Source organism: Nonomuraea sp. NPDC050153 (assembly GCF_044460125.1).
Classification (GTDB): Bacteria; Actinomycetota; Actinomycetes; order Streptosporangiales; family Streptosporangiaceae; genus Nonomuraea.
In genome coordinates this window covers 37,796-59,819 of sequence record NZ_JBITJQ010000038.1, presented here as the reverse complement: position 1 = coordinate 59,819, position 22,024 = coordinate 37,796, and the positions used below count along the sequence as shown (strand labels likewise).

General features: G+C 71.5%; 20 protein-coding genes. 10 read left to right on the top strand and 10 right to left on the bottom strand.

The features are described from left to right. The first annotated feature begins 150 nt into the window (after positions 1-150). Both ACIBQ1_RS51885 and ACIBQ1_RS51880 read left to right on the top strand, forming a co-directional pair. Positions 151-1,092 (top strand): SIR2 family NAD-dependent protein deacylase, encoded by a 942-nt coding sequence (locus ACIBQ1_RS51885; protein WP_397289681.1) that lies wholly within the window; start codon positions 151-153, stop codon positions 1,090-1,092. Beyond that, the gene (locus ACIBQ1_RS51880) at positions 1,089-2,894 is read left to right on the top strand and encodes a tetratricopeptide repeat protein (RefSeq protein ID WP_397289679.1); all 1,806 of its coding nucleotides are present in this window, start codon (positions 1,089-1,091) and stop codon (positions 2,892-2,894) included. The genes ACIBQ1_RS51885 and ACIBQ1_RS51880 overlap by 4 nt, the downstream gene beginning before the upstream one ends. On the opposite strand, the gene ACIBQ1_RS51875 is transcribed toward ACIBQ1_RS51880, so the two are convergent. From ACIBQ1_RS51875 to ACIBQ1_RS51840, 8 genes are read right to left on the bottom strand one after another with little or no spacing between them, the layout of a single operon-like run. Next, entirely contained in the window at positions 2,891-5,569 is a 2,679-nt protein-coding gene (locus tag ACIBQ1_RS51875) for a glycoside hydrolase family 38 C-terminal domain-containing protein (protein WP_397289677.1), read from the bottom strand. The genes ACIBQ1_RS51880 and ACIBQ1_RS51875 overlap by 4 nt on opposite strands. Continuing rightward, complete coding sequence (locus ACIBQ1_RS51870) at positions 5,559-6,644, bottom strand: Gfo/Idh/MocA family protein (protein WP_397289675.1); 1,086 nt, start codon at positions 6,642-6,644, stop codon at positions 5,559-5,561. Before ACIBQ1_RS51870 ends, ACIBQ1_RS51875 begins: the two co-directional genes overlap by 11 nt. Beyond that, the gene (locus ACIBQ1_RS51865) at positions 6,641-7,537 is read right to left on the bottom strand and encodes a TIM barrel protein (RefSeq protein WP_397289673.1); all 897 of its coding nucleotides are present in this window, start codon (positions 7,535-7,537) and stop codon (positions 6,641-6,643) included. Before ACIBQ1_RS51865 ends, ACIBQ1_RS51870 begins: the two co-directional genes overlap by 4 nt. Then, positions 7,528-8,706, bottom strand: a complete 1,179-nt coding sequence (locus ACIBQ1_RS51860) for a CehA/McbA family metallohydrolase (protein ID WP_397289671.1) — start codon at positions 8,704-8,706, stop codon at positions 7,528-7,530. Before ACIBQ1_RS51860 ends, ACIBQ1_RS51865 begins: the two co-directional genes overlap by 10 nt. Continuing rightward, positions 8,703-9,767 carry an ABC transporter ATP-binding protein gene (locus ACIBQ1_RS51855; protein ID WP_397289669.1) on the bottom strand — a complete coding sequence of 355 codons (1,065 nt, stop codon included), beginning with the start codon at positions 9,765-9,767 and terminating at the stop codon, positions 8,703-8,705. Before ACIBQ1_RS51855 ends, ACIBQ1_RS51860 begins: the two co-directional genes overlap by 4 nt. Beyond that, positions 9,767-10,585 carry a carbohydrate ABC transporter permease gene (locus tag ACIBQ1_RS51850; RefSeq protein ID WP_355379209.1) on the bottom strand — a complete coding sequence of 273 codons (819 nt, stop codon included), beginning with the start codon at positions 10,583-10,585 and terminating at the stop codon, positions 9,767-9,769. Before ACIBQ1_RS51850 ends, ACIBQ1_RS51855 begins: the two co-directional genes overlap by 1 nt. Next, the gene (locus ACIBQ1_RS51845; RefSeq protein ID WP_397289667.1) at positions 10,582-11,520 is read right to left on the bottom strand and encodes a carbohydrate ABC transporter permease; all 939 of its coding nucleotides are present in this window, start codon (positions 11,518-11,520) and stop codon (positions 10,582-10,584) included. Before ACIBQ1_RS51845 ends, ACIBQ1_RS51850 begins: the two co-directional genes overlap by 4 nt. After that, positions 11,495-12,886 (bottom strand): extracellular solute-binding protein, encoded by a 1,392-nt coding sequence (locus ACIBQ1_RS51840; RefSeq protein WP_397289665.1) that lies wholly within the window; start codon positions 12,884-12,886, stop codon positions 11,495-11,497. The genes ACIBQ1_RS51845 and ACIBQ1_RS51840 overlap by 26 nt, the downstream gene beginning before the upstream one ends. Before the next feature lie 262 nt (positions 12,887-13,148). Between ACIBQ1_RS51840 and iolC the strand changes: the two genes are divergently transcribed. From iolC to ACIBQ1_RS51820, 4 genes are all read left to right on the top strand, one after another. Further along, positions 13,149-14,087 (top strand): 5-dehydro-2-deoxygluconokinase, encoded by a 939-nt coding sequence (gene iolC / locus ACIBQ1_RS51835; RefSeq protein ID WP_397289663.1) that lies wholly within the window; start codon positions 13,149-13,151, stop codon positions 14,085-14,087. 37 nt (positions 14,088-14,124) lie between these two features. Then, positions 14,125-15,030, top strand: a complete 906-nt coding sequence (locus ACIBQ1_RS51830; RefSeq protein ID WP_397289661.1) for a deoxyribose-phosphate aldolase — start codon at positions 14,125-14,127, stop codon at positions 15,028-15,030. An 88-nt stretch (positions 15,031-15,118) separates the two neighbouring features. Then, positions 15,119-16,960 (top strand): 3D-(3,5/4)-trihydroxycyclohexane-1,2-dione acylhydrolase (decyclizing), encoded by a 1,842-nt coding sequence (gene iolD / locus ACIBQ1_RS51825; protein ID WP_397289788.1) that lies wholly within the window; start codon positions 15,119-15,121, stop codon positions 16,958-16,960. 61 nt (positions 16,961-17,021) lie between these two features. Beyond that, the gene (locus ACIBQ1_RS51820) at positions 17,022-18,062 is read left to right on the top strand and encodes an AI-2E family transporter (RefSeq protein WP_397289659.1); all 1,041 of its coding nucleotides are present in this window, start codon (positions 17,022-17,024) and stop codon (positions 18,060-18,062) included. A 31-nt stretch (positions 18,063-18,093) separates the two neighbouring features. Here the strand turns inward: ACIBQ1_RS51820 and ACIBQ1_RS51815 are convergent, their stop codons facing one another. Beyond that, a complete protein-coding gene (locus ACIBQ1_RS51815; protein WP_397289656.1) occupies positions 18,094-18,576 on the bottom strand; it encodes a GNAT family N-acetyltransferase in 483 nt (160 codons plus the stop codon). A gap of 19 nt (positions 18,577-18,595) precedes the next feature. Here ACIBQ1_RS51815 and ACIBQ1_RS51810 point away from each other — a divergent pair, with 19 nt between their 5' ends. Continuing rightward, positions 18,596-19,243 carry an HAD-IA family hydrolase gene (locus ACIBQ1_RS51810; protein WP_397289655.1) on the top strand — a complete coding sequence of 216 codons (648 nt, stop codon included), beginning with the start codon at positions 18,596-18,598 and terminating at the stop codon, positions 19,241-19,243. On the opposite strand, the gene ACIBQ1_RS51805 is transcribed toward ACIBQ1_RS51810, so the two are convergent. Continuing rightward, positions 19,240-19,794 (bottom strand): DivIVA domain-containing protein, encoded by a 555-nt coding sequence (locus ACIBQ1_RS51805; RefSeq protein ID WP_397289653.1) that lies wholly within the window; start codon positions 19,792-19,794, stop codon positions 19,240-19,242. The two genes, ACIBQ1_RS51810 and ACIBQ1_RS51805, sit on opposite strands and share 4 nt — an antisense overlap. A gap of 83 nt (positions 19,795-19,877) precedes the next feature. Here ACIBQ1_RS51805 and ACIBQ1_RS51800 point away from each other — a divergent pair, with 83 nt between their 5' ends. The 3 genes from ACIBQ1_RS51800 to ACIBQ1_RS51790 are packed head-to-tail and all read left to right on the top strand — an operon-like array spanning position 19,878 to position 22,015. Further along, entirely contained in the window at positions 19,878-20,603 is a 726-nt protein-coding gene (locus ACIBQ1_RS51800) for an ATP-binding cassette domain-containing protein (RefSeq protein ID WP_397289651.1), read from the top strand. After that, the gene (locus ACIBQ1_RS51795) at positions 20,600-21,271 is read left to right on the top strand and encodes a hypothetical protein (protein WP_397289649.1); all 672 of its coding nucleotides are present in this window, start codon (positions 20,600-20,602) and stop codon (positions 21,269-21,271) included. Before ACIBQ1_RS51800 ends, ACIBQ1_RS51795 begins: the two co-directional genes overlap by 4 nt. A 30-nt stretch (positions 21,272-21,301) precedes the next feature. After that, the gene (locus tag ACIBQ1_RS51790; RefSeq protein ID WP_397289647.1) at positions 21,302-22,015 is read left to right on the top strand and encodes an SGNH/GDSL hydrolase family protein; all 714 of its coding nucleotides are present in this window, start codon (positions 21,302-21,304) and stop codon (positions 22,013-22,015) included. The last annotated feature ends 9 nt before the right edge of the window (positions 22,016-22,024 follow it).

Genomic DNA, 22,024 nt, shown 5'->3' with positions numbered 1-22,024 from the left:
TTTGTCGGGATTAACGCTATATATTGTCTTATGTCGTAGATGATCCAGCGCCACCAAGCGGCCATTCACGGCTATTGACTGCGGCGGCCCTTTCATGGAACCTCTGAAGGGTTCCGCACCTCGCCGCCCCGACCCGGAAGGCGGTGACGCGTGCACGCCGGTGGCATCGACCGCGACAACGAGGCCGCCTGGGATCTGCTGATCGGGGATCTCAACAATGGTGACTGCATCCCCTTTCTCGGCGCGGGAGCCAGCGCGGAGCGGCTCCCGCTCGGTGGCCAGCTCGCGGCGAAATGGGCCGGCAAGATCAACTACCCGTACGCGGATTCCGACAACCTGGCACGCGTGATGCAATACGCGACGACGATGGTCTATCGCGACGCAACCCGGACGAAACGCGAATTCCTGAAGGCGGAGTTCGCCAACGCCACCCCGCCCGACGGGACAGATCAATTCCCGGTGCACGCCGTGCTGGCCCGCTACCCTCTCCCCCTGTACATCACCACGAACTACGACGACTTCATGTTCCTGGCGCTACAGCAGGCGAGAAAACAGCCCATTTGGGACTTATGTCCGTGGTATGCGATGTCTTCCGACGACTGGACCGGGAGCCCCTTTCGTGAACCAGCCTTCGCCCCATGCGTGGAGCGGCCACTCGTGTTCCACCTGCACGGCCATCACCAGGAGCCGCACTCGATCGTGCTCATCGAGGACGACTACCTCGACTTCCTGGTCAGGCTGGCCCAGGACGGCAGGCACACCAACGCGTCGTCCGCTCCCCTCCGCGGCGGCCATCCGATGACGCTGCTGCCCTTCCCGGTCCGCACCGCGCTGCGGACGAAGGCGCTGCTGTTCATCGGGTACGGCCTGCGCGACTGGACGTTCCACGTCATGTTCAGGACCCTGCTGCACGGCCTGCCCGGCACGATGCGCAGGGAGCACGTGAGCATCCAGCTCAACCCGGACGACCACTCCGCCGACGAGCGCCAATACCTTGAGCGCTACTTCCAGGCCCAGAGCATCCGCATCCTGTGGGAGACCCCGCGCTCGCTCAACGACAAGCTGGCCGCCGGACTCCGGGGGACGCCATGACCAGCAATCCCACCGAGCCGTACGTCGGCCCGCGCCCCTTCCGCCGCACCGAGTCGGCCCTGTTCCACGGCAGGTCGGAGGAGGCCCGCCACCTGCGGGACGCCTGGCTGTCCGAGCGCGTGGTGGTGCTGCACGGCCCCGCCGCCGTCGGCAAGACGTCCCTGCTGCACGCCGGGGTCCTCCCGCTGCTCCAGGACGAGCCGCGCACGCTGGTGCTCCCCGTCGGACGGCTGATCCACCAGCCCACCTGGCCGCTGGCGCACGCGTCCGGCCCCGGCGGCTACCGCTTCACCCTGATCAGCAGCTGGACCCCCGCCCGCCAGACCCCCGACCCCGAACAGTCGCTCAGCTCGGCCCTGGAGAACATCGTCGCCGGCGCCTCCCCGCACCGGGTGCTGGCCGCGATCGACCACCTGGAGGAGCTGTTCACGGCCTTCCCCGCCCGGCTGACCGAGCGGGACCGCCTCATCGGCGAGCTGGCCCAGGCCCTGCGGGACCTGCCGCTCAACCTGCTGCTCGTGGTGCGCGACGACCAGCTCGCCACGCTGAGCGGCTACGAGGGGCTGCTGAGCCCCCAGCCGTTCGCCTACGTGCGCCTGGAAGGTCTGGAGCGGGCCTCCGCGGTGGCCGCGGTGACGGGACCGGCCTCGGCCGGCGGCCGCCACTACGCGCCCGGCGTGGCGCAGCAGCTGGTCGAGCGGCTGCGCAAGACGACCTACACCGACCGGCTGGGCGAGAGCGTCGAGATCGTCAGCGAGCGGGTGTCGCCCTTCGAGCTGCAGATCGCGTGCGCGGCGCTCTGGTCGGGCCTCGGAGACTCCGACGACACGATCACCGAGGGGCTGCTCGCCCAGCTCGGCGACCTCGCCGGGATCCTCGCCGCCTACTTCGACCGCGCGGTCCGCGACGTGAGCGTGGAGACCGGCGTGCCCGAGCCGGAGCTCCGCGTCTGGATCGAGTCGACCTTCGTCACCGAGCGCGGCACCCGCGGCACCGCCTACCGCGGCCTGGCCCAGACGGCCGACATGCCCAACGCCGTGGTGGACGCCCTGGTGGCCCGGCACATCCTCACGGAGGAGCAGCGCGCCAGGAGCCTGTGGTACCAGCTCGGCCAGGAACGGCTGGTCGAAGCCGTCCGTACCGCCAACCGCGAGCAGCGCGTCGAGCCGGTCGGCGGCCTGCCCCAGGGGCGCTCGCCCGCCGACTTCCGCGCCGCCGCCGAGGCCGCGCTCGGCGAGGGCAACTTCATCTCGGCCCGCCGCTTCGCCGAAGTGGCGGCCGACCGCTCCCTTGAGGAGGGCGACGAGCGGCAGTTCGCGAACCTGCTGGCGTTCAGGGCGGAGGTCGCCAGGGTCGAGGGCGACCTGGAGGCCGCCAGGGAGACGCTCACCGCGGCACGCTCGCAGTTCGAGAGCCAGCAGGACGCCCTGGCCACCGTACGGGTGCTGACGGCGCTCGCCGAGGTCTGCCTGTCGATGGGCAGCCCGGACGAGGCGGTCGACCTGGGCCGGCAGGCGGTGGCCAGGATGCCGGGAGACGTCGCCGCCCGCACGCTCCTGGCCTACGCGATCTGGCGGGCGGGCTCGCCCGCGGACGCGGAAGCCGCCTACAACGACGCGCTCGACCTCGACCGCAACGCCGCCCGGGCACTCTACGGCCGGGGCCAGGTCCGGATCGCGCTCCGCGACTTCCGCGGCGCGCTGGCGGACCTGGACCGGGCGCTGTCGCTCGGCCTGCCCCGGGCGGAGGAGGACCTCGCCAGGGAGGCGCGCGAGCAGGCGCTGAGGCGGCTCGGCGGTTAGCCGGACAGCTGGACCGTCGCGATCTCCCATGGCTTCAGCGCCAGGCGGAGCACGCCGTCCGCGACCGGGAGCCGATCACCGGGACGGCCGCGCAGGTCGGCGTGGCAGGCCTGGGTGAAGGCGCCCTCGATCACGGCCTCCGTGGCGGCCGGGGTGAGGGCCACGACCCTGAGCTCCCGCCGGTCGTCACGCATCCGCAGCGAGGTCATCACCACGCCGTCCCCCGTCACCGACAGCCCGGACGCGGGAGCGGGCAGCGGCAGGGCGCGCCCGCCCTGGCCCGGCACCACGAGCAGGTCGTGGCGGAAGGTCTCGGCCTGCGGCACGACCTCCTGCCAGGACTCCCCGTACGGCATCAGCGCCAGGCTCACCGAGCGGATCCCGCGCGACTGGGCGGCGGGGGTCGGGAGCTGGGGGCCGGCCGGTTCGGGGCGCAGGGCGTTGCGGTTGCGGGAGAGGTAGGCGACCGAGCGCAGGAGCGTCAGGGCCAGCTCGCCGTCCGCCACCTCGTACTCCGTCACGTGCTCCAGCAGCGCCGCCACGCCTCCGGCGGCCACCCACGAGGAGGCGGGGAAGGTGGGCAGCGGGGTCTCGCCGCAGCCGCCCTCCGAGGTCAGCCCGCGGGTGACGACCGCGAACTGGCCCTCGGCGTGCGACTCCGTCGCCGGGGCGGGCAGCGGCACGTGCAGCCGGACCCGATGGTCCGCGCACCGGTTGTCGAACTCGACGCGCAGGCGCACGTACGGCTCGCCGGCCCGCAGCTCGACGCGGGTCGTGACGACGATCTCCTCGGTCCTGGCGGACCGCGCGGGGGCGGGCAGCTCGGGCGTGCCGTCGATCCCGTCCCCTGACGCCGGCCACCGGTAGGCACGCCGCACGTCCACCGCCGCCACCAGCGGACCCGAGCAGATCAGCTCCGTCTCGACGGACGACGGCTCGGACACCATCAGGTCGTCGGCCGGGGGCGCGTGGTTGTAGGTGTCGCCGACGTCGCCGCCGTCCACGATGCGGCCGGCTCCCGTGACCGTCGTGCCGTCCGCGCCCACCAGCGTCAGCGTGCCGTCGCCGGCGATCGTGACCCGCAGCAGGCCGTTGTCCAGCACCTCCGCGCCGCCGCGCACCGGCGTCAGAGCCGGCCGGTCCTCCCCCGCGGACGGCCTGTAGGGCGCCGGCCGGATGCTCGTGTGGCCCAGCGGCGGGACCTCCACCAGGGCGGCGACCGTGCGCCTGGGCTCGGCGAGTATGCGCACCCGCCGCACGCCGGCGGTGGCCGCGCGCAGGTCGTCCAGGTCGAACACGGCCGACGTCTCCCGCGCCACCGTGAACGTCAGCGTCCCGTCCTCCACCGACCATGCCGTGATGTGCTGCCCGTAGAGCTCGGTGCCGTGGACGAAGGTCAGCGCCGTGGCGGCGTCCATCTCCTCGTCCAGGAGCAGCGTGGGCGCGTACTCCAGCGGCTGCGTGGGCACCGGCGCGCCCGAGGGGCCGGTCAGCGGGTCGACGCCGGCCACGTCCACGACCACGACGCCCCTGCGCGCGGCGGGCGTCGGGTTGACGACGAGCACGCCGTCGGAGGGCACCGAACCGGCCAGCCGGGCGGTCACCATGTCGCGCACGGCCTGGCCGAGGTGCTCGGCCTCCGCGATGCGCGCGGCCACCTGCTGGGCGGTGTCGTCGACGCCGCAGCCGGTCACCGAGTCGTGCCCGCCGGCGTCCACCAGCCGCCACCAGGCCATGTCGAGGAAGCGGCCCGGCCACTCGCCGCCCCACAGCGCGGCCAGCGGCTCGGCGTAGCGCTCGACCATCCGCTCGGCGCGGCCCATGGCCTGCTTGACGTGGGCCCGGACCGAGATGACGCCGGGCAGGATGTTGGCGCGGGCGTGGGAGCGCAGCTCGCCGGCGACGCGCGGCAGCCCGTCCACCTCACCGGAGTATTTCCCGATATAGCCGGACAGGGTGTCCATCCGGGCGCCGATCGCCGCCACCATCTCCGGCAGCCCGCGCACCGGCGCCGAGTGGTCCGTGCCGTACATGGCCAGCAGCGCCCCCTCGGGCCCGTGCCACTCCCGCATGGTCTTGACGAATCCCGCCGCCCGCTCGGCCAGCCCTGTGGAGTCCGAGAACAGGTGCGCCCCGTTCCCGTAGCCGCCCGCGGGCAGGTACTGGGTACGCAGCGCCGTCCCGTCCGGCGCCACCCAGGCGAAGGCGTCGGTGGTCACCGAGGACGGCACCCCGCGGTAGACGCAGGCGTGCAGCAGCCCGGCCTTGCGCAGGATCTGCGGCATCTGCGCCGTGTGCCCGAACATGTCGGGCAGGTAGCCCACCGGCATCGCCCCGCCGAGCTTGTCGGCCCGGCTCATGCCCAGTTCGAGATTGCGGATGATGTTCTCGCCCGAGCACAGGAACTCGTCGAGCAGGATCTGCCACGGCCCCACCGCCAGCCGCCCCGACTCGACGAGCGCGGCGATGCGGTCGCGGTTCTCGGGGCGCACCTCAAGGTAGTCGTCCACGCAGGCCAGCTGCCCGTCGAGGGTGAAGTGGTAGGCGGGCTCGCGCTCCATCGTGTCGAGCACCTCGTCCAGCAGCGCGACCAGCCGCAGCCGGAAGCGCTGGAACGGCTCGTACCACTCCCGGTCCCAGTGCGTGTGCGGGACGACGACGATCTCAGCCCTCATGCGCTTCCCCTCCGACAGGCAGATCGTGCTGTACGGCGTAACGAGCGGCGATCCGCTGGGCGGTCACGATGTCCTCCAGCCCGCCGCCCACGTCGGTGAGGGGCGGCTTGCCATCGTTCACGAAAGCATGAAAGGCGGCCAGCTGCACCTCGAACGCCTCGGTCACGTCGCGGTACACCGTGCGGCTCTCGGCGCCGGAGACCACGGTGAGCGTGGTGGGCGCGTTCATCAGGTAGGGCGAGGGGAAGACCAGCTCCAGCGAGCCCTTGTCGTGGTGGATGGCCACGGTCTCGCGGTAGGCCGGGTAGTCCTCCAGGTAGTGCCAGCGGATCGAGAACCGCCCCCGGGCGGGCAGGGGCCCGGTGATCTCGATGGACCCGGGCGCGGGTCCCCACGTCTCAACGTACGAAATTTCGTCAGGCGACCCTGTAAAGCGCCTCAAGAGCGACAAATCGTGGCATATCGAGCCCAGGGCCACCCCGTACAGCGCCCGCACCTGCTCCGGCGCCGACTCCCCCAGCGCCCGCGAGACCAGGTCGCGCTCGGCGGCGCGCAGCGAGCCGAGCAGCCCCGGGTCCACGTCCCGCGCCTGCGTCAGGTTCGCGAACGCCAGCTGCGACTCCCCGCTCGGATGCAGCACGGTCACCTCGACCGACCTGATCGCCTCCGGGCCGCCCAGCTCGGCCAGCAGCTCCTCGGCCCGGCGCACGGCCGGGTCGTACTGCTTCATGTAGCCCACCATCAGCTGCCCCTCGGGCAGGGCGGCCACCTCGGCCCTGGTGAGCGCGAGCGGCTTCTCGCACAGCACGGCGTACCCGCCGGCCAGCGCCCGGCCGACCGTCTCCCCGTGCGAGCCCGAGGCCAGGACGAGCACGGCCTCGAAGCCCCCGGCCGAGAGCAGCTCCGCCACCGACGTGAAGCGCCCGGTGGCGCCCAGCCGCTCGCCCACGGCGTCGGCGAGCGTTCGCGACAGGTCACAGACCGCGACCACCTCGAACAGGTCGCGCCGCCTCGACAGCAGCGGCACGTACACCGCCTGAGTGACGGCGCCGCATCCCACCAGCGCGATCTTCACAGTCCGAGATCCTCCAGCCTGCGGCGGTTGGCCGCCTGGTCGGCGATGTTCTGGGCGACGGTGCGGCGGCCGGGCAGGGTGTCCTGCTCGATGATCACCCAGCCCGCGTAGTCGATCTCGCCGAGGACGCGCACCACGGCGGGCAGGTCCAGCTCGCCGTCACCCAGCGGGGCGAACCCGCCGCGCCCCATGAGCTCACGCAGGTCCACGCCGTCGGCCAGGGCCTGGGCGAGGATCTTCGTGTCGCCGTCCTTGATGTGCACGTGCTCAACCCGGTCCGACCAGTCGCGAAGCGCCGTCACCGGGTCGCCCCCGGCCAGCAGCAGGTGGCCGGTGTCGAGGCAGAGCCGCGTGTCGGTCAGCTCCAGCAGCCGCTCGACGTCGTCGGGGGTCTCGACGTAGGTGCCGAGGTGGTGGTGGAACGCGGGCTCGAACCCGCGCTCGCGGCACCGGTCGGTCGCCTCCTGCACGCGGGCCGCGTACCCCGCCCATTCGGAGGCGGGCAATCCTGGAACGCTCCCACCGGGGCGCGCGAACCGCTCAGGCGACCCCGAGCAGGCCAGCGTGGGCCGTGGCTCGAACCCCTCGGGCGCCGGCGGCGCGGCGGCGAACACGTCGAGCGCGGCCTCCAGCGTGGGCCGTGCGGCCTCGTAGGCCCCCGCGTCGCTGTAGGGCAGGTCGACCCAGCCGCCCGCGAGGAGCAGCCCGTTCCCGGCCAGCCGGTCGGCGAGCTCGGACCCGGTGCCCAGGTAGCCCATCGGCCCGGTGTCGATGCCCTCGTACCCGGCCTCCGACAGCGCGCGGACCATCTCGTCGGCGCTCAACGGCGGCGCCTCGGTGGCCAGCTCGAAGACACCGAAACTCACTGGCGCGTTCGCGACTTTCACTCGCACAGCGCGATCACCTCATTCTCATAGGTTTCCAACCGGTGCGGCCCGTCCATGGCCGCCAGCAATACGCGCTCACCGCGTACGACCTGCCGCCCGCCGTCGGGGCGCACCAGGACCAGACCGTCGGCGTCCAGCGCGAGCAGTTCGTCGCCGAGCCTGACCAGCAGCGGCCCGTCGGGCCCGGTGGAGACGGCGGCGCGCCCGGCGCGCAGGCCGTCCAGCACCGTGCTCGTGTCCTCGGCCAGCACCCACGTCGTCGGCGCGCCGGGCAGGCCGTCGGAGCCGGGACGGTGGAAGTCGCTGCCGCCGATCGCGATCACGTCGTCGCGCCAGGCGTCCGCCCAGGCCAGCGGCGCTCCCCAGCGGCGGTCCCACCAGCCGGAGCTCCACACCTCGGCGATCCGGGGCCGCCGGGCGATGGGCAGCAGCCAGGCGCAGTCGCCGCCGAGCGGGTGGTTGATCGAGATCAGCCCGCCCGCGCGCTCGGCGTGCTCGACCCACGAGTCGGCCGGCTGCCGGAAGTCCACCCAGCCGACCTCGCCGAACACGTTCGCGTGGCCCCGGTCGGTGGTGACCTCCTGCCCGGGGATGAGCGTGATCTCGCGGTCGATCTTGTCCAGCCAGGGGTGGTGGCTGACGGTGTTGTGGTCGGTGACGGCCAGGAAGTCCAGCCCGCGCCCGTGGGCCAGCTCGGCCAGCTCGGCGACGGTCAGGCTGCCGTCGCTATGCAGGGTGTGGGCGTGGAAGTCCCCGGCGAACCAGCGCAGGCCGTCGACGGCGGGGATGTCCCGCCGGGGCGGGCGCTCCCCGTGCGGCGGCTCCGCGGCCACCGGCTCGGCGGGGATGACGTCGGAGGTGGTGATCTCCAGCGTGTAGTCGAGGCCCTGCGGCGGGATGCGGTGCAGGCGCAGCCACACGTGCCACGTGCCCGCCTCCGGCTCGCCGGGCAGGTAGCCGGGCGTCGCCCAGTCCGCGGTGATCGTGTACTCGTCACGCGCGCCGCCCGACCAGCCGCGGAAGCCGCCGGGCGAGCCGCACCCGAGGTCGATCACGCCCTGCGACCGGTCGTACGCCAGCCGCACGGTCACGGCGGCGGCCCCCGCGGGCACCTCGAAGGGCACCTCGCGCAGGATCCGCTCCAGCCGGTCGTCCAGGCTCCAGTGACCCCTCACACGAGCTCTCCGTCCCGGTAGACGAGGGCGCGGTCGCGCCGGGGCACCGCGTAGCCGTCGTCGCCTATCTCGGGCTCGCTGCCCTCGGGCACGACGGCCTGCACGGTCACGTCGTTGACGTCGAGGGTCACCAGGTGGGACGCGCCGAGGTTCTCCACGATGGCCACCTTCCCGCCCAGCGCGCCCTCCGCGGGCTCGCGCGAGTAGGCCAGGTATTCGGGTCGCACGCCGTACACGATCTTCTCCCCGTCGGACAGCCGACCCTCGGCCGAGGCCGGGACCGCCACCTTGCACCCTGCCACGTCCAGCGTGTCACCTTGTACGACGCCGTCCAGCAGGTTCATGGGTGTCGAGCCGATGAATCCGGCCACGAACGTGTTCGCGGGCCGCTGGAAGACCTCGGCCGGCGTGCCGATCTGCCGGATGTGCCCGGCTTCCATGACGGCCATCCGGTCGGCCATGGCCAGCGCCTCCGCCTGGTCGTGGGTGACGAATACGGTGGTGACGCCCAGCTCGCGCTGGAGTTTCTTCAGGAACGTACGCGCCTCCAGCCGCAGCCGGGCGTCCAGGTTGGACAGCGGCTCGTCGAACAGGAACGCCTGCGCCTGCGTGGCCATCACCCTGGCCAGCGCGACCCGCTGCTGCTGCCCGCCCGAGAGCTGGCCCGGCCGCCGGTCCATGAGCTGTTCGAGCCCGAGCCGCGCCCCCACCTCGACGGCCTTGTCGCGGCGGGCGCCCTTGGCGACCTTCTTGATCCGCAGCGGGTAGGCGATGTTGTCCGTGACGTCCATGTGCGGGAAGAGCGCGTAGTCCTGGAAGACCATGGCGACGTCCCGGCCGCCGGGCTGCACGCCGGTCACGTCCCGGTCGCCGATGACCACGGCCCCGCCGGTGGCGCTCTCCAGCCCGGCGATCGTGCGCAGCAGCGTGGTCTTGCCGCAGCCGGAGGGGCCGAGCAGGGCGAAGAACTCGCCGTCGGGGATGACCAGATCGAGCGAGTCGAGCGCCTTGACCCCGCCGGGATAGACCTTGGTCAGCCCGCGTAGTTCGATTCCGGCCATTAGCGCTTGATCCCTCCGTGGAAGCGGAAGCCGTACTTCTTGCTGACGAACAGGTACATGAGCACCACGGGGATCGAGTACAGCAGGCCGAACGTGGACAACATGCTGAGGTTGGCCTGGCCGCCCTCGGTGTAGAGGGTGTACGTGATCACCGCCGCCGGCTGCTTCTCGACGTCGCTCAGCAGCAGGTACGGCATGAGGAAGTTCCCCCACACGTTGGCCACCGCCCACACCCCGACCGTCGCCAGGCCGGGCCGCACCAGGGGCACGACCACGTGCCGCACGATCTGCAGCGGCGTGGCCCCGAAGACCCGGGCCGACTCCTCGTACGACTTCGGCGTGGAGTCCATGAAGTCCTTGAGCATGAAGATCGCCGCCGGCAGCAGCCCGCCGGTCAGGATGAGGATCAGCCCGAGCTGCGAGTCGATGAGGTTGAGCTCCACCGCGAGCTGGAACAGCGGCACCATGGCCGCCGTCCCCGTGATGATCGACGACAGCAGCAGCAACGCGTACAGCAGCGCGTCCCGGCCGGGTAGCCGCACCCGGCTCAGCGCGTACGCGGCCAGCGCCGCCAGGATCACCACCAGCACGGCCGTGCCGACCGACAGCACCAGGGAGTTGTAGAGGGACGGCAGCGCGTACGGATGCTCGGCCACCGCCCTGAAGTTGTCGAGGGTGAAGTCGGGGACCTTGACCTCGTAGGTCGGGTCGGAGGTGAAGGGCGCCGTCACCAGCCACAGCAGCGGGATCGTGAAGAAGGCGAGCAGCACCGCGATCAGCGTGTAGAAGCCGATCCGGCCCAGCACGAAACGCGTCATTTCCTACTCCGGAGCAGCCGCAGGTAGAACACGGCCACGACCAGGTTGATCAGCAGAATGATCGCGGAGACCGCGGCGCCGTAACCCAGCTCGCCGCTCTGCAGCGCGACCTTGTACACGTGCACGGCCAGCACCTCGGACTTGCCGTCGGGGCCGCCCGCGGTCAGCAGGAACGGGGTGAAGTCGTTGAACGTCCACAGGCTGATCAGCAGCAGGTTCGTCAGGACGTGCCCTCTGATGTGCGGGAACACCACGTCTCTGAGCTGCTGCCAGCCGGAGGCCCCGGCCAGGCGGGCGCTCTCCAGGTGCGAGGGCGGCACGTTCCCGAGCGCGGCGCCGTACAGCATCATCGAGAACGCGGTGCCGCGCCACGTGTTGAACACGATGATCGAGAGCATGGGGTGGTCGAGCAGCCAGGCGAAGCCCTCGATGCCGAGCAGCGCGTTGAGCGTGCCGCCGTCGCGGTCGAGCAGCGCCACCCACAGGAACGACACGATCGCGCCGGGCAGGATCCAGGCCAGGATGACCAGGCCCTCGACCAGCCGCTTCAGCGGACCGCGCCGGTCGCGCAGCAGCCAGGCGATGCTGAAGCCGAGCCCGACCTGCCCGATCACCGCCGAGCCCAGCACGAACTCGACGGTCAGCCAGGTAGAGCTCCAGAACTCGGGGTTGGCGGCCGCGTCGATGAGGTTGGCGAGCCCCACGAACTGCGGCTCCGCGGCGGCGGCACCGGTCAGGCGGTAGTTCGTGAGGGCGAGATAGAGCACCCAGAGCGCGGGGAAGACGAGGAAGGCGGCGACGAGCAGCAGGGCGGGGGCCACGAAGACCCCTGCCCGCAGCCTGCCCAGGCCCGCCGCGTCCGAGCTGTAGCGGCTCGGCGCGGCGGCCCCTGTGCCCTCCTTCGTGGCCTCAGGAGGCGATGTTGCCAGGGCCACCGACGATTCCTTCGAGCTTCTTCTGGTAGTCGGCCGCCGCCTGGTCGGGCGCCGTGCCGCCCACCACCGCGGCCGATGCCTCCTGCAGCGCCACCGACACCTGCGGGTAGACGGCCACCGGCGGCCGGTAGGCGGTCAGCGGCAGCACCTTCTCCGAGATGTAGGTCAGCAGCGGCTCACCGGCGAGGATCTCCTTGTTGACGTCGGTGCGGGGGGTGATGCGGACGTTGCCGTCCTTGGTCTCCTCCTTCAGCCCCTCCGGCGAGAGCGTGAAGGCCGCCAGCTCGAAGGCCTCCTTCGGGTGCTTGCTGTTGGGGTTCACCGCACGCAGCGCGCCGCCCGACATGCTGACGAAGTCCTGGCCCCGGATGCCCTTGCCGGGCTCCATCGCGGGGATCATGGCGTACCCGACGACCTGGTCGCGGTCGGCCATCTTGGCCACGCCGGTCGCGGGGTTGACGACGCCGCGCCAGAAGTAGTCGCCCTCCATCAGGATGCCGATCTTGCCCGCGGCGAACTGCTGGAACGACTTGTCGCGGCCCTTGGCCTCCTGCTGGAGCTTGGGGTCGCCCAGGCCGCCGCCATAGATCTTCTGGTAAAGGCCGAGCGCGTCCTTCAGCGGCTGCGCGGCGCCCGTCCACTTGCCGTCCTTCTGCACCTCGCCGCCCGCGCCCGCGAGCAGCGGCAGCACGCCCTGCATGGAGGTGGCCTCGCCCATCGCGGTGCCGGCGTTGATCTGGATCGGCACGGGCACGCCGGAGGACTTCAGCTTCGTGCCGGCGTCGAGGATCTCCTGCCAGCTCTTCGGCTGCCAGTCGGCCGGCAGCCCGGCCTTCTGGAAGAGCGTCTTGTTGAAGTAGAGCACCCGGCCGTCGGTGCCGACGGGCAGCGCGTACTTCTTGCCGTTGAACGTGGCCAGGCCCTGCACGGCCTGCGGGATCTGCGCCCAGCCGTCCCAGTTGTCGGCGTCCGCGCCGACCAGGTCCGCCAGCGGCTTGATGTAGCCGGCCTCGGCGAACTCGCCGGCCCAGATGCCGTCGATGTCGATCACGTCGGCGCCCTTGCCCGACTTGAGGTCGAGAGAGAGCTTGGTCTTGTACTGCTCGTCGTCGACCCCGCTGGGGACGAACTTGACCTTGACGTTCTTGCCCTTCGCCTTCTGCGCCGCCTCGAACTTGGGGATCACCCAGTTCATGATGAAGTTGGCTGCGGCCGCGTTCTTGCCGCCGGCGATGGCGTTCTGGGCGATCGTCAGCTCAATGGCGTCACCGCCCCCGCCTCCGGACGACTGGCCACAGGCGGCGAGCCCCAGCCCGGCCGCGGTGATGACCGCGACCACACTCATCGAGCGTTTCCGTAATGCCATGCAAACCCTCCGGCATGTCCGTAAGGAGGTGACACCATGGGCCAATATGTCATGACATCCATATGACGTAAAGGCTTGGCCAAAATTCAGGAAGAGGCCCTCATGCTGTGTTTTTGCTCACCAGGGCGGGAGCTAACCGTCCGACATGACGCGATGTGAGTCGCGAGGGTTTGAGTCGAGGGACATTAGGTTACATAGCGGACATCCGAATGTCATGACAATATGCCATGGTGTCGAAGGTAAGCTCCGTCCTGGAGGTGCTTTGTACGACCTGATCACGTTCGGGCGCTCCGGCGTCGACGTCTACCCGCTGCAGACCGGCGTCGGCCTGGCCGACGTCGAGTCCTTCGGCAAGTTCCTCGGCGGCAGCCCGACCAACGTCGCCGTCGCCGCGGCACGTCACGGGCTGCGCTCCGCCGTGATCACCGGGGTGGGGGCCGACCCCTTCGGCGAGTTCGTCCGCGGGGCGATCCGCGGGTTCGGCGTGGACGACGCCTTCGTACGCACCATCGAGGGCCCGCCCACCCCCGTGACGTTCTGCGAGATCTTCCCGCCCGACCACTTCCCCATCTACTTCTACCGTGGCGAGCATCCACCCGACCTGCGGATCTCCCCTTCCCATCTCGACCTGGCCGCCATCGCGGAGACGAGCCTGTTCTGGTTCTCGCTGACCGGGCTGAGCCAGGAGCCGAGCGCCGCCGCCCACGCCGCCGCCCTGTCGGCGCGCCCGTCGGGCTGGACCGTGTTCGACCTCGACTGGCGGCCGTCGCTCTGGACGTCGCGGGAGGCGGCCCAGGAGGCCGTGCGACGCACGCTCCCGTACGCGAACGTCGCGGTCGGCAACCTGGACGAGGTCGAGAACGCGGTCGGCGTGCGCGACCCGGAGGCCGCCGCGCAGGCGCTCCTGGACGCGGGGATGAAGGTCGCGATCGTGAAAATGGGCCCTGAAGGGGTTCTCGCGCGTACCTCTGAGGAGAGCGTGGTGGCAGAGCCGGTGGAGGTGAAGGTGGTCAACGGCATCGGAGCGGGCGACGCGTTCGGCGGGGCGGTCTGCCTCGGGCTGCTGCGCGGCTGGCCGCTGGAGCGGACGGTGCGCTTCGCCAACGCGGCGGGCGCGTTCGTGGCCGCCCGGCTGGCCTGCGCCGACGCCATGCCGTCCACCGCCGAGGTGGAAGATCTGCTGAACGGAGCGGGCTCTTGAGCGCCCTCGCCCTGCCCCTGCTGAACGGAGCAAGCTCTTGAGCGACCTCACCCTGCCCAGGACTTCCGGCTACGAGCGGCTCACCCAGATCCGGGCCACCCGTCCCGAGGAGATCGCCGAGGCCGCGGCCCGGCGGCAGCGGCGCGGCCTGCCCGGCGCGGGCGAGCGGCTGATGATCATCGCCGCCGACCACGCGGCCCGTGGCGCCCTGGCCGTGCGCGAGCGGCCGCTGGCCATGGCCAGCCGCGCCGACCTGCTCGACCGCCTCCAGGTGGCGCTCTCCCGACCCGGCGTGGACGGCATCCTGGCCTCCCCCGACGTCATGGAGGACCTGCTGCTGCTCGGCGCCCTGGAGGGCAAGCTGGCCTTCGGCTCCATGAACCGGGGCGGCCTGCTGGGCTCGGTCTTCGAGGTGGACGACCGCTTCACCGGCTTCGACGCGGCCACGATCGACGCGATGCGCCTGGACGGCGGCAAGATGCTCCTCCGCATCGACCCCGCCGACCCCGCCACGGTGTCCACCCTGGAGTCCTGCGCCCGGGCCGTCACCGACCTGGCCCGCCACCGCCTGCCGGCCATGGTGGAGCCGTTCTGGGCGCGGCGCTCCGAGTCAGGGGTGCTCCGCAACGACCTGTCGCCCGAGGCCGTGATCCGCGCGATCAGCGTCGCCCAGGCGCTCGGCACCACCTCCGCCTACACCTGGCTCAAGATCCCGGCGGTGGCGGAGATGGAGCGCGTGATGGCCGCCACCACGCTGCCCGCGCTGCTGCTCGGGGGCGACCCGCCGGACATCGATGCCGCCTACGCCGACTGGGACCGCGCCCTGAGCCTGCCCGGGGTCCGCGGCCTCGTCGTGGGCCGCGCCCTGCTCTACCCGCCGGACGACGACGTCGCGACCGCGGTGGACAACGCCGCAGCACTGGTACGGAAGGACCGCGCATGACCTGCGACGATCCCCGCCACGCCTGGATCCGCTCCTCCTGGGAAACCCAGCCCGCAGACCCAAGACCGCCGTTCGGGAGGACCTCATGATGCGGTTGACCGTCGGCCAGGCCGTCGTCCGTTTCCTGGCCCGGCAGTGGAGCGAGCGCGACGGCGTGGAGCGCAGGTTCTTCGGCGGCTGCTCGGGCATCTTCGGACACGGCAACGTCGCCGGGCTCGGTCAGGCGCTGGCCACCTCCACCGAGGACCTCCCCTACCACCTGAGCCGCAACGAGCAGGCCATGGTCCACACGGCCGCCGCCTACGCCCGGGCCAGCAACCGCCTGGCCACCCTGGCCTGCACCACCTCCATCGGCCCCGGCGCGACCAACATGATCACGGGCGCGGCGGGCGCGACGATCAACCGGCTGCCCGTGCTGCTGCTGCCCGGCGACATCTTCTCCACCCGCGTGGCGGGCCCGGTGCTGCAGGAGCTGGAGGACCAGCGCTCCTACGACATCTCGGTCAACGACTGCTTCAAGCCGGTCTCCCGCTACTGGGACCGGATCAACCGCCCGGAGCAGCTCCCGTCGGCGCTGCTGGCCGCCATGCGCGTGCTCACCGACCCGGCCGAGACCGGCGCGGTCACGCTGGCGCTGCCCCAGGACGTGCAGGCGGAGGCCCACGACTGGCCGGACGAGCTGTTCGCGCGCCGCGTCTGGCACGTCCCCAGGCCGCGCCCGGAATCGGCCGCCGTGTACCGCGCGGCCCAGCTGGTCAGGTCGGCCGCGCGACCGCTGATCGTCGCGGGCGGCGGGACGATCTACAGCGAGGCCACGGAGCAGCTGCGGATCTTCGCCGAGACCTACGGCATCCCCGTGGCCGAGACGCAGGCCGGCAAGGGCGCGCTCCCCTACGGGCACCCGCTCGCCATGGGCGCGATCGGCTCCACCGGCACCACGGCGGCCAACACGCTGGCCCGCGAGGCCGACCTGATCATCGGCGTGGGCACCCGCTACAGCGACTTCACCACCGCCTCCCGGACGATCTTCGCCCCCGACGCCCGTTTCCTGAACCTCAACATCACCGCCTTCGACGCCGCCAAGCTGTCGGGCCTGCAACTGGTCGCCGACGCCAGGGAAGGGCTGGCGGACCTGGTCGAGGCGTTCGCGGGCTGGAGGGGCACGCCCGACGACTACCGCTCCCGGGCCGCCGGGCTGACCGGGGAGTGGGACGCGGCGGTGGACCGGGCGTACTCGCTGGAGGGCTCGCCGCTGCCGCAGTCCGCGGTGATCGGCGCGGTCAACGCGGCGGCGGCCGAGGACGGCGTGGTGGTGTGCGCGGCCGGCTCGATGCCCGGCGACCTGCACAAGCTCTGGCGGCCGAGCGGGCCCGGCAACTACCACGTCGAGTACGGCTACTCCTGCATGGGCTACGAGATCGCCGGCGGCCTGGGCGTCAAGATGGCGGTGCCGGAGCGCGAGGTGTTCGTCCTGGTGGGCGATGGCTCGTACCTGATGATGGCCCAGGAGCTGATCACCGCGATCTCCGAGGGGATCAAGCTGGTGGTCGTCCTGGTGGACAACTCCGGCTTCGCCTCCATCGGCCGCCTGTCGGAGAGCGTGGGCGCGGAGCGGCTCGGCACGTCGTACCGGCATCGCGACGGCGGGCCGCTGCCCGTCGACCTGGCCGCCAACGCTGCCAGCCTCGGTGCCACGGTGCTGCGCCCGGAGTCGGTCGCCGACCTGCGCAAGGCGCTGGAGGAGGCCCGTTCGGTGACCGGGACCACGGTGATCTACGTACGCACCGACCCGATGGTGGACGACGCCCCCTCCTCGGAGGCGTGGTGGGACGTGCCGGTCGCGGAGGTCGGCAGCACGGTCGGCGCGGCGCGGGAGACGTACGAGGAGAACAAGCGCTCCCAGCGCCTCCACCTGACGCCGCCCGCCTGACCAGGGTTGCCCGCCACCGCCCAGGGGAAGGCCTCTGACCAGGCACGATAGGGGGCATGGGATGGGGCCGTGGCGGCTGCTCGGTTGGATCGCGCTGATCGCGGTGGCCGGCTTCTGCCTCAACCACGTCGGCACCGTGGCCATCTCGATCGTCGTCGGCCTGTTCATCACGGCGCTGCTGCTGCCCCCGACCCGCTGGCTCAGGTCGCGCGGGCTGAACCGCGCCCTGGCCACCGCGATCGTCTTCGTCGGCGGGCTCGTGCTGGCCGGTGGGCTGATCGCGCTGCTGGTGCCGCCCACCGTCGAGAGCGTCTCGCAGTTGCGGGTCAGCGTCGGCAAGGTGCTCGACAACCTGTACGACCTGACCTCCAGGTTCGGGATCGACCCGCGTGAGCTCGCCGAGCAGGCCAAGGAGTACCTGTCCGCCCAGGGCCGCCAGATCACCACGGGCGCGCTGGCCGGGGTCAGGACGGCGGGCGAGATCGTGGTGGGGGCGGCGGTGGCGTTCGTCCTGTCGGTGTACTTCGTGCACGGCGGCGACCGGCTCTTCCGCTGGTGCGTGGGCCTCACGCCCGCTCCCGCCAGGCAGCGCGTCACCGAGACCGGCCACCTGATCTTCTCCGTGATCGGCCGCTACATCCGCGGGGTCGCGATCGTGGGCGCGGTGGACGGGTTCTTCATCGGCATGGCGCTGTGGATCCTGAAAGTGCCCATCGCGCTGCCGCTGGCGGTGCTGACGTTCGTGGGGGCGTTCCTGCCGGTGGTGGGGGCGTTCGTGGCGGGGCTGCTGGCCGCGGTGGTGGCGCTCGTGGCCAAGGGCTGGCTGGTGGCGCTGATCGTGGTCGGGGTGACCGTGGCGGTGCAGCAGATCGAGGGGCACGTGCTGGCGCCGCAGATCTACGGCAAGGCTCTCGAACTGCCCGGCGCGGTCATCCTGGTGGCGATCGCGGTGGGCAGCCTGATCTGGGGCGTCATCGGCGCGTTCCTGGCCGCCCCGGTGACCGCGGTGATCGTGGCCCTGCTGCGGAGACCCCGGGCCGAGGCCGGCCCGGTCACTCTCGCTCCGCCACCGGCTCCTCCGGCGGCCCCCGCGACCATGTGAAGCGCCCGGCCCGCAACAGCGCCTCAGGGTGTCAAAGGAGGAACTCCAGCTCCAGCTCGTGCCGGATCGGGATGCCGTCGGCCTCGGCGGGGATGCCCGGCTTGAGCTCCCGCGCGCGGTCCACGCCGTTGCGGTGCAGGGCGATCAGGTCGAAGCCGTACCGCTGGTAGAACCGCAGAGCGTGCGTGTTGTCGTTGGTCGTGATCAGCCAGAGCCGGGCCGCGCCGCTCTCGGCCGCGACGGCGCGTACCGCGTCCAGCAGCGCCACCCCCACTCCCTTGCCCGGGATCACGGCGTCGATCGTGATGATCTCCACGGAGTCACCCCGCCGGGCATAGGTGATGATCCCGGCCGGCTCGCCGGCGATCTCGGCGATGAAGCCCGGCTGGGCGGCGGCGTCGACCAGTTCCCCGCGGCCCAGGGCCACCACGGTCGAGCCACCCCAGCTCTCGGTCAGCACCCGGGTCACGTTCGCGAGATCTTGCGGCTGAATGGGACGCACGGATATCGACATGGCCCTCATTATGAGAGTTATGCGATGGGTAACGTTCGACTGCTTCGGAACACTTGTCGACTGGCGGCACGGCATCCGCACCAGCGCCGAGCTGATCGCGCCGGGCCAGGGCGCGCGGCTGCTGGAGGCGTACAACCGGCACGAGCACGCCGTGCAGGCCGAGTCCCCGACGCTCCGCTACCGCCACGTGCTGGCCAAGGCGCTCCGCAGGGCCTGCGCCGACGAGAAGGTGGAGCTCAACGAGGACGACGCCTCGGTGCTGGCCACGACGCTCGCGTACTGGCCGGTGTTCCCCGAGGTGGGCGCCGAGCTGTCGAAGCTGCGCGGCGCGGGCTGGCGACTGGCGCTGCTCACCAACTGCGACCGCGACCTCATCGCCGAGACGCGGCGGCGGCTGCCCGTGCCGTTCGACGCGGTGCTGACGTCGGAGGACGTGGGCGCGTACAAGCCGGCCGACGCGCACTTCGAGACGTTCAGGCGCTCGTACGAGCCGGACAGATGGGTTCATGTGGCGCAGAGCTACTTCCACGACATGGTCCCCGCGCACCGTCTCGGCATCCCGCGCGTGTGGATCAACCGCCAGGGCGAGGCACCCGCCGACGAGAAGATCATCCAGCGGCACCTGCCCGACCTCGGCGGGCTGCTCTCCGTGGTCGAGAACGCCTAGCGGCGCTGTTCCAGCACGTCCGCGATGCCGGCCAGGAAGGAGTCAACGTCCGCGATGAGGTAGCCGGACCGGAACAGCACCGTCGAGAACCTCGCCTCCCGCACCTCCTTGGCCGTCACCGGGAAGTCGGTCGTCCCGCGCAGGGTGGCCACGATGCGGTCCAGGAAGGCGTCGATCTCGTCCTCGTTGTAGCCGGTGCCCATGCGAGCCGGGCGGAAGGCCACCCGTTCGACGCGGGTCGCCTGGGTCTCGAACCACTCCTCGCGCAGCATCTCGCCGGTCGGCTCGGCCAGGGCCAGCCGTACCGGCCGCATGGCCTGGGTCTCCAGCGCCACCACGAACGCCTCCAGGGCGAAGTCGACCGCGGTCTCGACATAGCCGCCTCGCTTGGCGCGGAAGGTGGCCCGCCGCACGTCGTCCGCGGTGACGGGCTCCAAAGTGTGCATGCCCCTGCCCAGGGTCGACTCGATCCGCCCGATCAGGGCGTCGACTTCGGCGGGGTCATAGCCTGAACGCATACCCATGACGCGTGGAAAGCGATTCAAGCCCACTCCTCTTGAGAACGTGCTGGGGTGCCTCCATTGTGAGGCTCTTTATCATGACGAAGCGACCCGACATATAGCGTTACAGGACCATGCGTCTGTCCAAGGTCTCTTTCCGCTACCGAAGACGTGATTCTTTCGTCATCGAAGACGCCGACGCCCAGCTCGCCCCCGGCGACGTGATCGAGCTGACCGGCGTGAACGGAGCAGGCAAGTCGACGCTGCTCCGCCTCCTGGCGGGCCTCACCCGGCCCACGACCGGCTCGGTCGCCGGCCGTCCCGCGGTGGTCGGCTTCGCCCCCGACCGCTTCCCCACCGCCCAGCCGTTCACCGTGACGGCCTATCTGCGCCACATGTCCCGGGTACGCGGGGGCGCCCGCTGGGAGCCGTGGGCCGAGCGCCTGAACATGGGCCACCTCCTCACCGTCGCCCTGGGCGAGCTGTCCAAGGGCAGCGCGCACAAGGTCGGGCTGGTCCAGGCGCTGATGTCCGAGCCGGGGCTGCTGATCCTGGACGAGCCGTTCGCCGGTCTCGACGCGGACACCCGCGAGACGCTGCCTTCGATCGCCGGCGAGGTGGCGGGGCGCGGCGGCATCGTCATCGTCAGCGACCACCAGGGCGGCCTGCGATCCCTGCCCGCGATGCGCCATTGGTCGCTGGTGGACGGCCGTCTCAAGGAGGGCACGACGGCCCCCGGACCTCTGGATGACGGGGAGGCGGTCGTGGCCGTCACGGTGCCCGCGCCCGAACTCCACGACTTCCTCGCCAGGATGCGCGGCGAGGGTTACCAGGCCCGCGAGATCGAGGAGTCCGGATGATCGCCCTGGCCGCGTTCCGGCTGGCCGCCTACGTCCGTTCGCACCGCGTGTTCCAGGCGCTCCTCCTGGCCCTGGCCATGCTGGCGATCCTCCACGGCAGCCGGGCGCCGCGCGGCGCGGAGGCCTCGGTCTTCACGGACGGCGCCGTACTGATCATCCCCATCCTGGCCTGGGCGGCCAGGAGCCTCCTCGACACCGAGCCCGACCAGCAACGCGAGCTGTCCGCGGTCCAGGCGGGCGGCTGGGGCAGGGAGGTGGCGGCGGGGCTGGCGGCGGCGTTCGGGACGTGTGTGGCGTTCGCGGCGCTCAGCATGGGCGCGGCGCTCCTGCTCGGCGTGAGCCAGGCGCCCTCGCCCGGCGTGCTGGCCGCCGGTCTCGCCCTGTACGGCCTGGCCGCGCTGACCGGCACCGCGCTCGGCGCTCTCACCAGCCGCGCGGTCATCCGCTCCCCCGCCGTCTCGATCATGGTGCTGCTGCTCGGGTTCCTGGCGATGCTGCTGCTCAGCATCTCGCCCGTGCACTGGCTCGGCGTCCCGCTCATCGCCTGGATGAAGGCGGCGAACTCGGGTCACCTCCTCGACCAGTTCCCCGAACTCGCCGCCATCTCCCTGGTCTGGTGTCTGATCGGCCTCGGGGCGTACGTGTGGCTCCGCCGTAGGGTAGGTTAGTGAACACTCACTCACCCTAGAGGAGACACGATGAAAATGATCTGTCTGGGTGACAGCATCACCCGCGCGCAGGTGAGCGCCGACTACGTGGCCATGCTGCGCTCGCGACTGCCCGAGGCGACCGTGATCAACGCCGGAGTCAATTACGAGCCGTCGTCGGAGACGGTCAAGCGGCTCGGCGACGTCGTCAGCCAGGACCCCGACGTGGTGACCGTACTGATCGGCACGAACGACGCGAACTCCACGCTCAGCGGGAAACTCGCCAAGACGCTGCGCAAACGCTGGAAGCTCTCCGCGGACCCCACCGCGGAGGGCTACGCCGCCAACCTGACCACCATCGCCCGGCGCCTCCAGGACGAGACGATGGCCCGCGTGGCGCTGCTCTCCCTGCCCGTCATCGGCGAGGACCTCGGCTCGGTGCCGGTGCTGCGGGCCGCCGAGTACAGCGAGATCGTCCGGCGGGTCGCGGCGGCCGAGGGCGTCGCGTACCTGCCGCTCAACGAGCGGATGACCGCGTACCTGGAGGAGCGGGGCCGGGCTCCCGGCACTCACTACCAGGCGGAGGGCCGGCTGGCGCAGACGGCCGCGATGCAGCACTTCATGCTCGGCCGCAGCCTGGACGCCATCTCCAGGAGCCGCGGCCTCCAGCTCACCACGGACACCGTCCACCTGAACGGCCGGGGCGCCGCCATGATCACCGACCTGATCGAGGGCTTCGTCACCCGCTCGATCGCCCCTCACTGACCGGTTTCC

Bases quoted from the DNA above. Each gene is read 5' to 3' on its own strand.
- ACIBQ1_RS51880 (WP_397289679.1), top strand. From the start codon at position 1,089: ATGACCAGCAATCCCACCGAGCCGTACGTCGGCCCGCGCCCCTTCCGC.
- ACIBQ1_RS51875 (WP_397289677.1), bottom strand. From the start codon at position 5,569: ATGAGGGCTGAGATCGTCGTCGTCCCGCACACGCACTGGGACCGGGAG.
- ACIBQ1_RS51855 (WP_397289669.1), bottom strand. From the start codon at position 9,767: ATGGCCGGAATCGAACTACGCGGGCTGACCAAGGTCTATCCCGGCGGG.
- ACIBQ1_RS51850 (WP_355379209.1), bottom strand. From the start codon at position 10,585: ATGACGCGTTTCGTGCTGGGCCGGATCGGCTTCTACACGCTGATCGCG.
- ACIBQ1_RS51840 (WP_397289665.1), bottom strand. From the start codon at position 12,886: ATGGCATTACGGAAACGCTCGATGAGTGTGGTCGCGGTCATCACCGCG.
- iolD (WP_397289788.1), top strand. From the start codon at position 15,119: ATGCGGTTGACCGTCGGCCAGGCCGTCGTCCGTTTCCTGGCCCGGCAG.
- ACIBQ1_RS51820 (WP_397289659.1), top strand. From the start codon at position 17,022: ATGGGGCCGTGGCGGCTGCTCGGTTGGATCGCGCTGATCGCGGTGGCC.
- ACIBQ1_RS51815 (WP_397289656.1), bottom strand. From the start codon at position 18,576: ATGTCGATATCCGTGCGTCCCATTCAGCCGCAAGATCTCGCGAACGTG.
- ACIBQ1_RS51810 (WP_397289655.1), top strand. From the start codon at position 18,596: ATGCGATGGGTAACGTTCGACTGCTTCGGAACACTTGTCGACTGGCGG.
- ACIBQ1_RS51800 (WP_397289651.1), top strand. From the start codon at position 19,878: ATGCGTCTGTCCAAGGTCTCTTTCCGCTACCGAAGACGTGATTCTTTC.
- ACIBQ1_RS51795 (WP_397289649.1), top strand. From the start codon at position 20,600: ATGATCGCCCTGGCCGCGTTCCGGCTGGCCGCCTACGTCCGTTCGCAC.
- ACIBQ1_RS51790 (WP_397289647.1), top strand. From the start codon at position 21,302: ATGAAAATGATCTGTCTGGGTGACAGCATCACCCGCGCGCAGGTGAGC.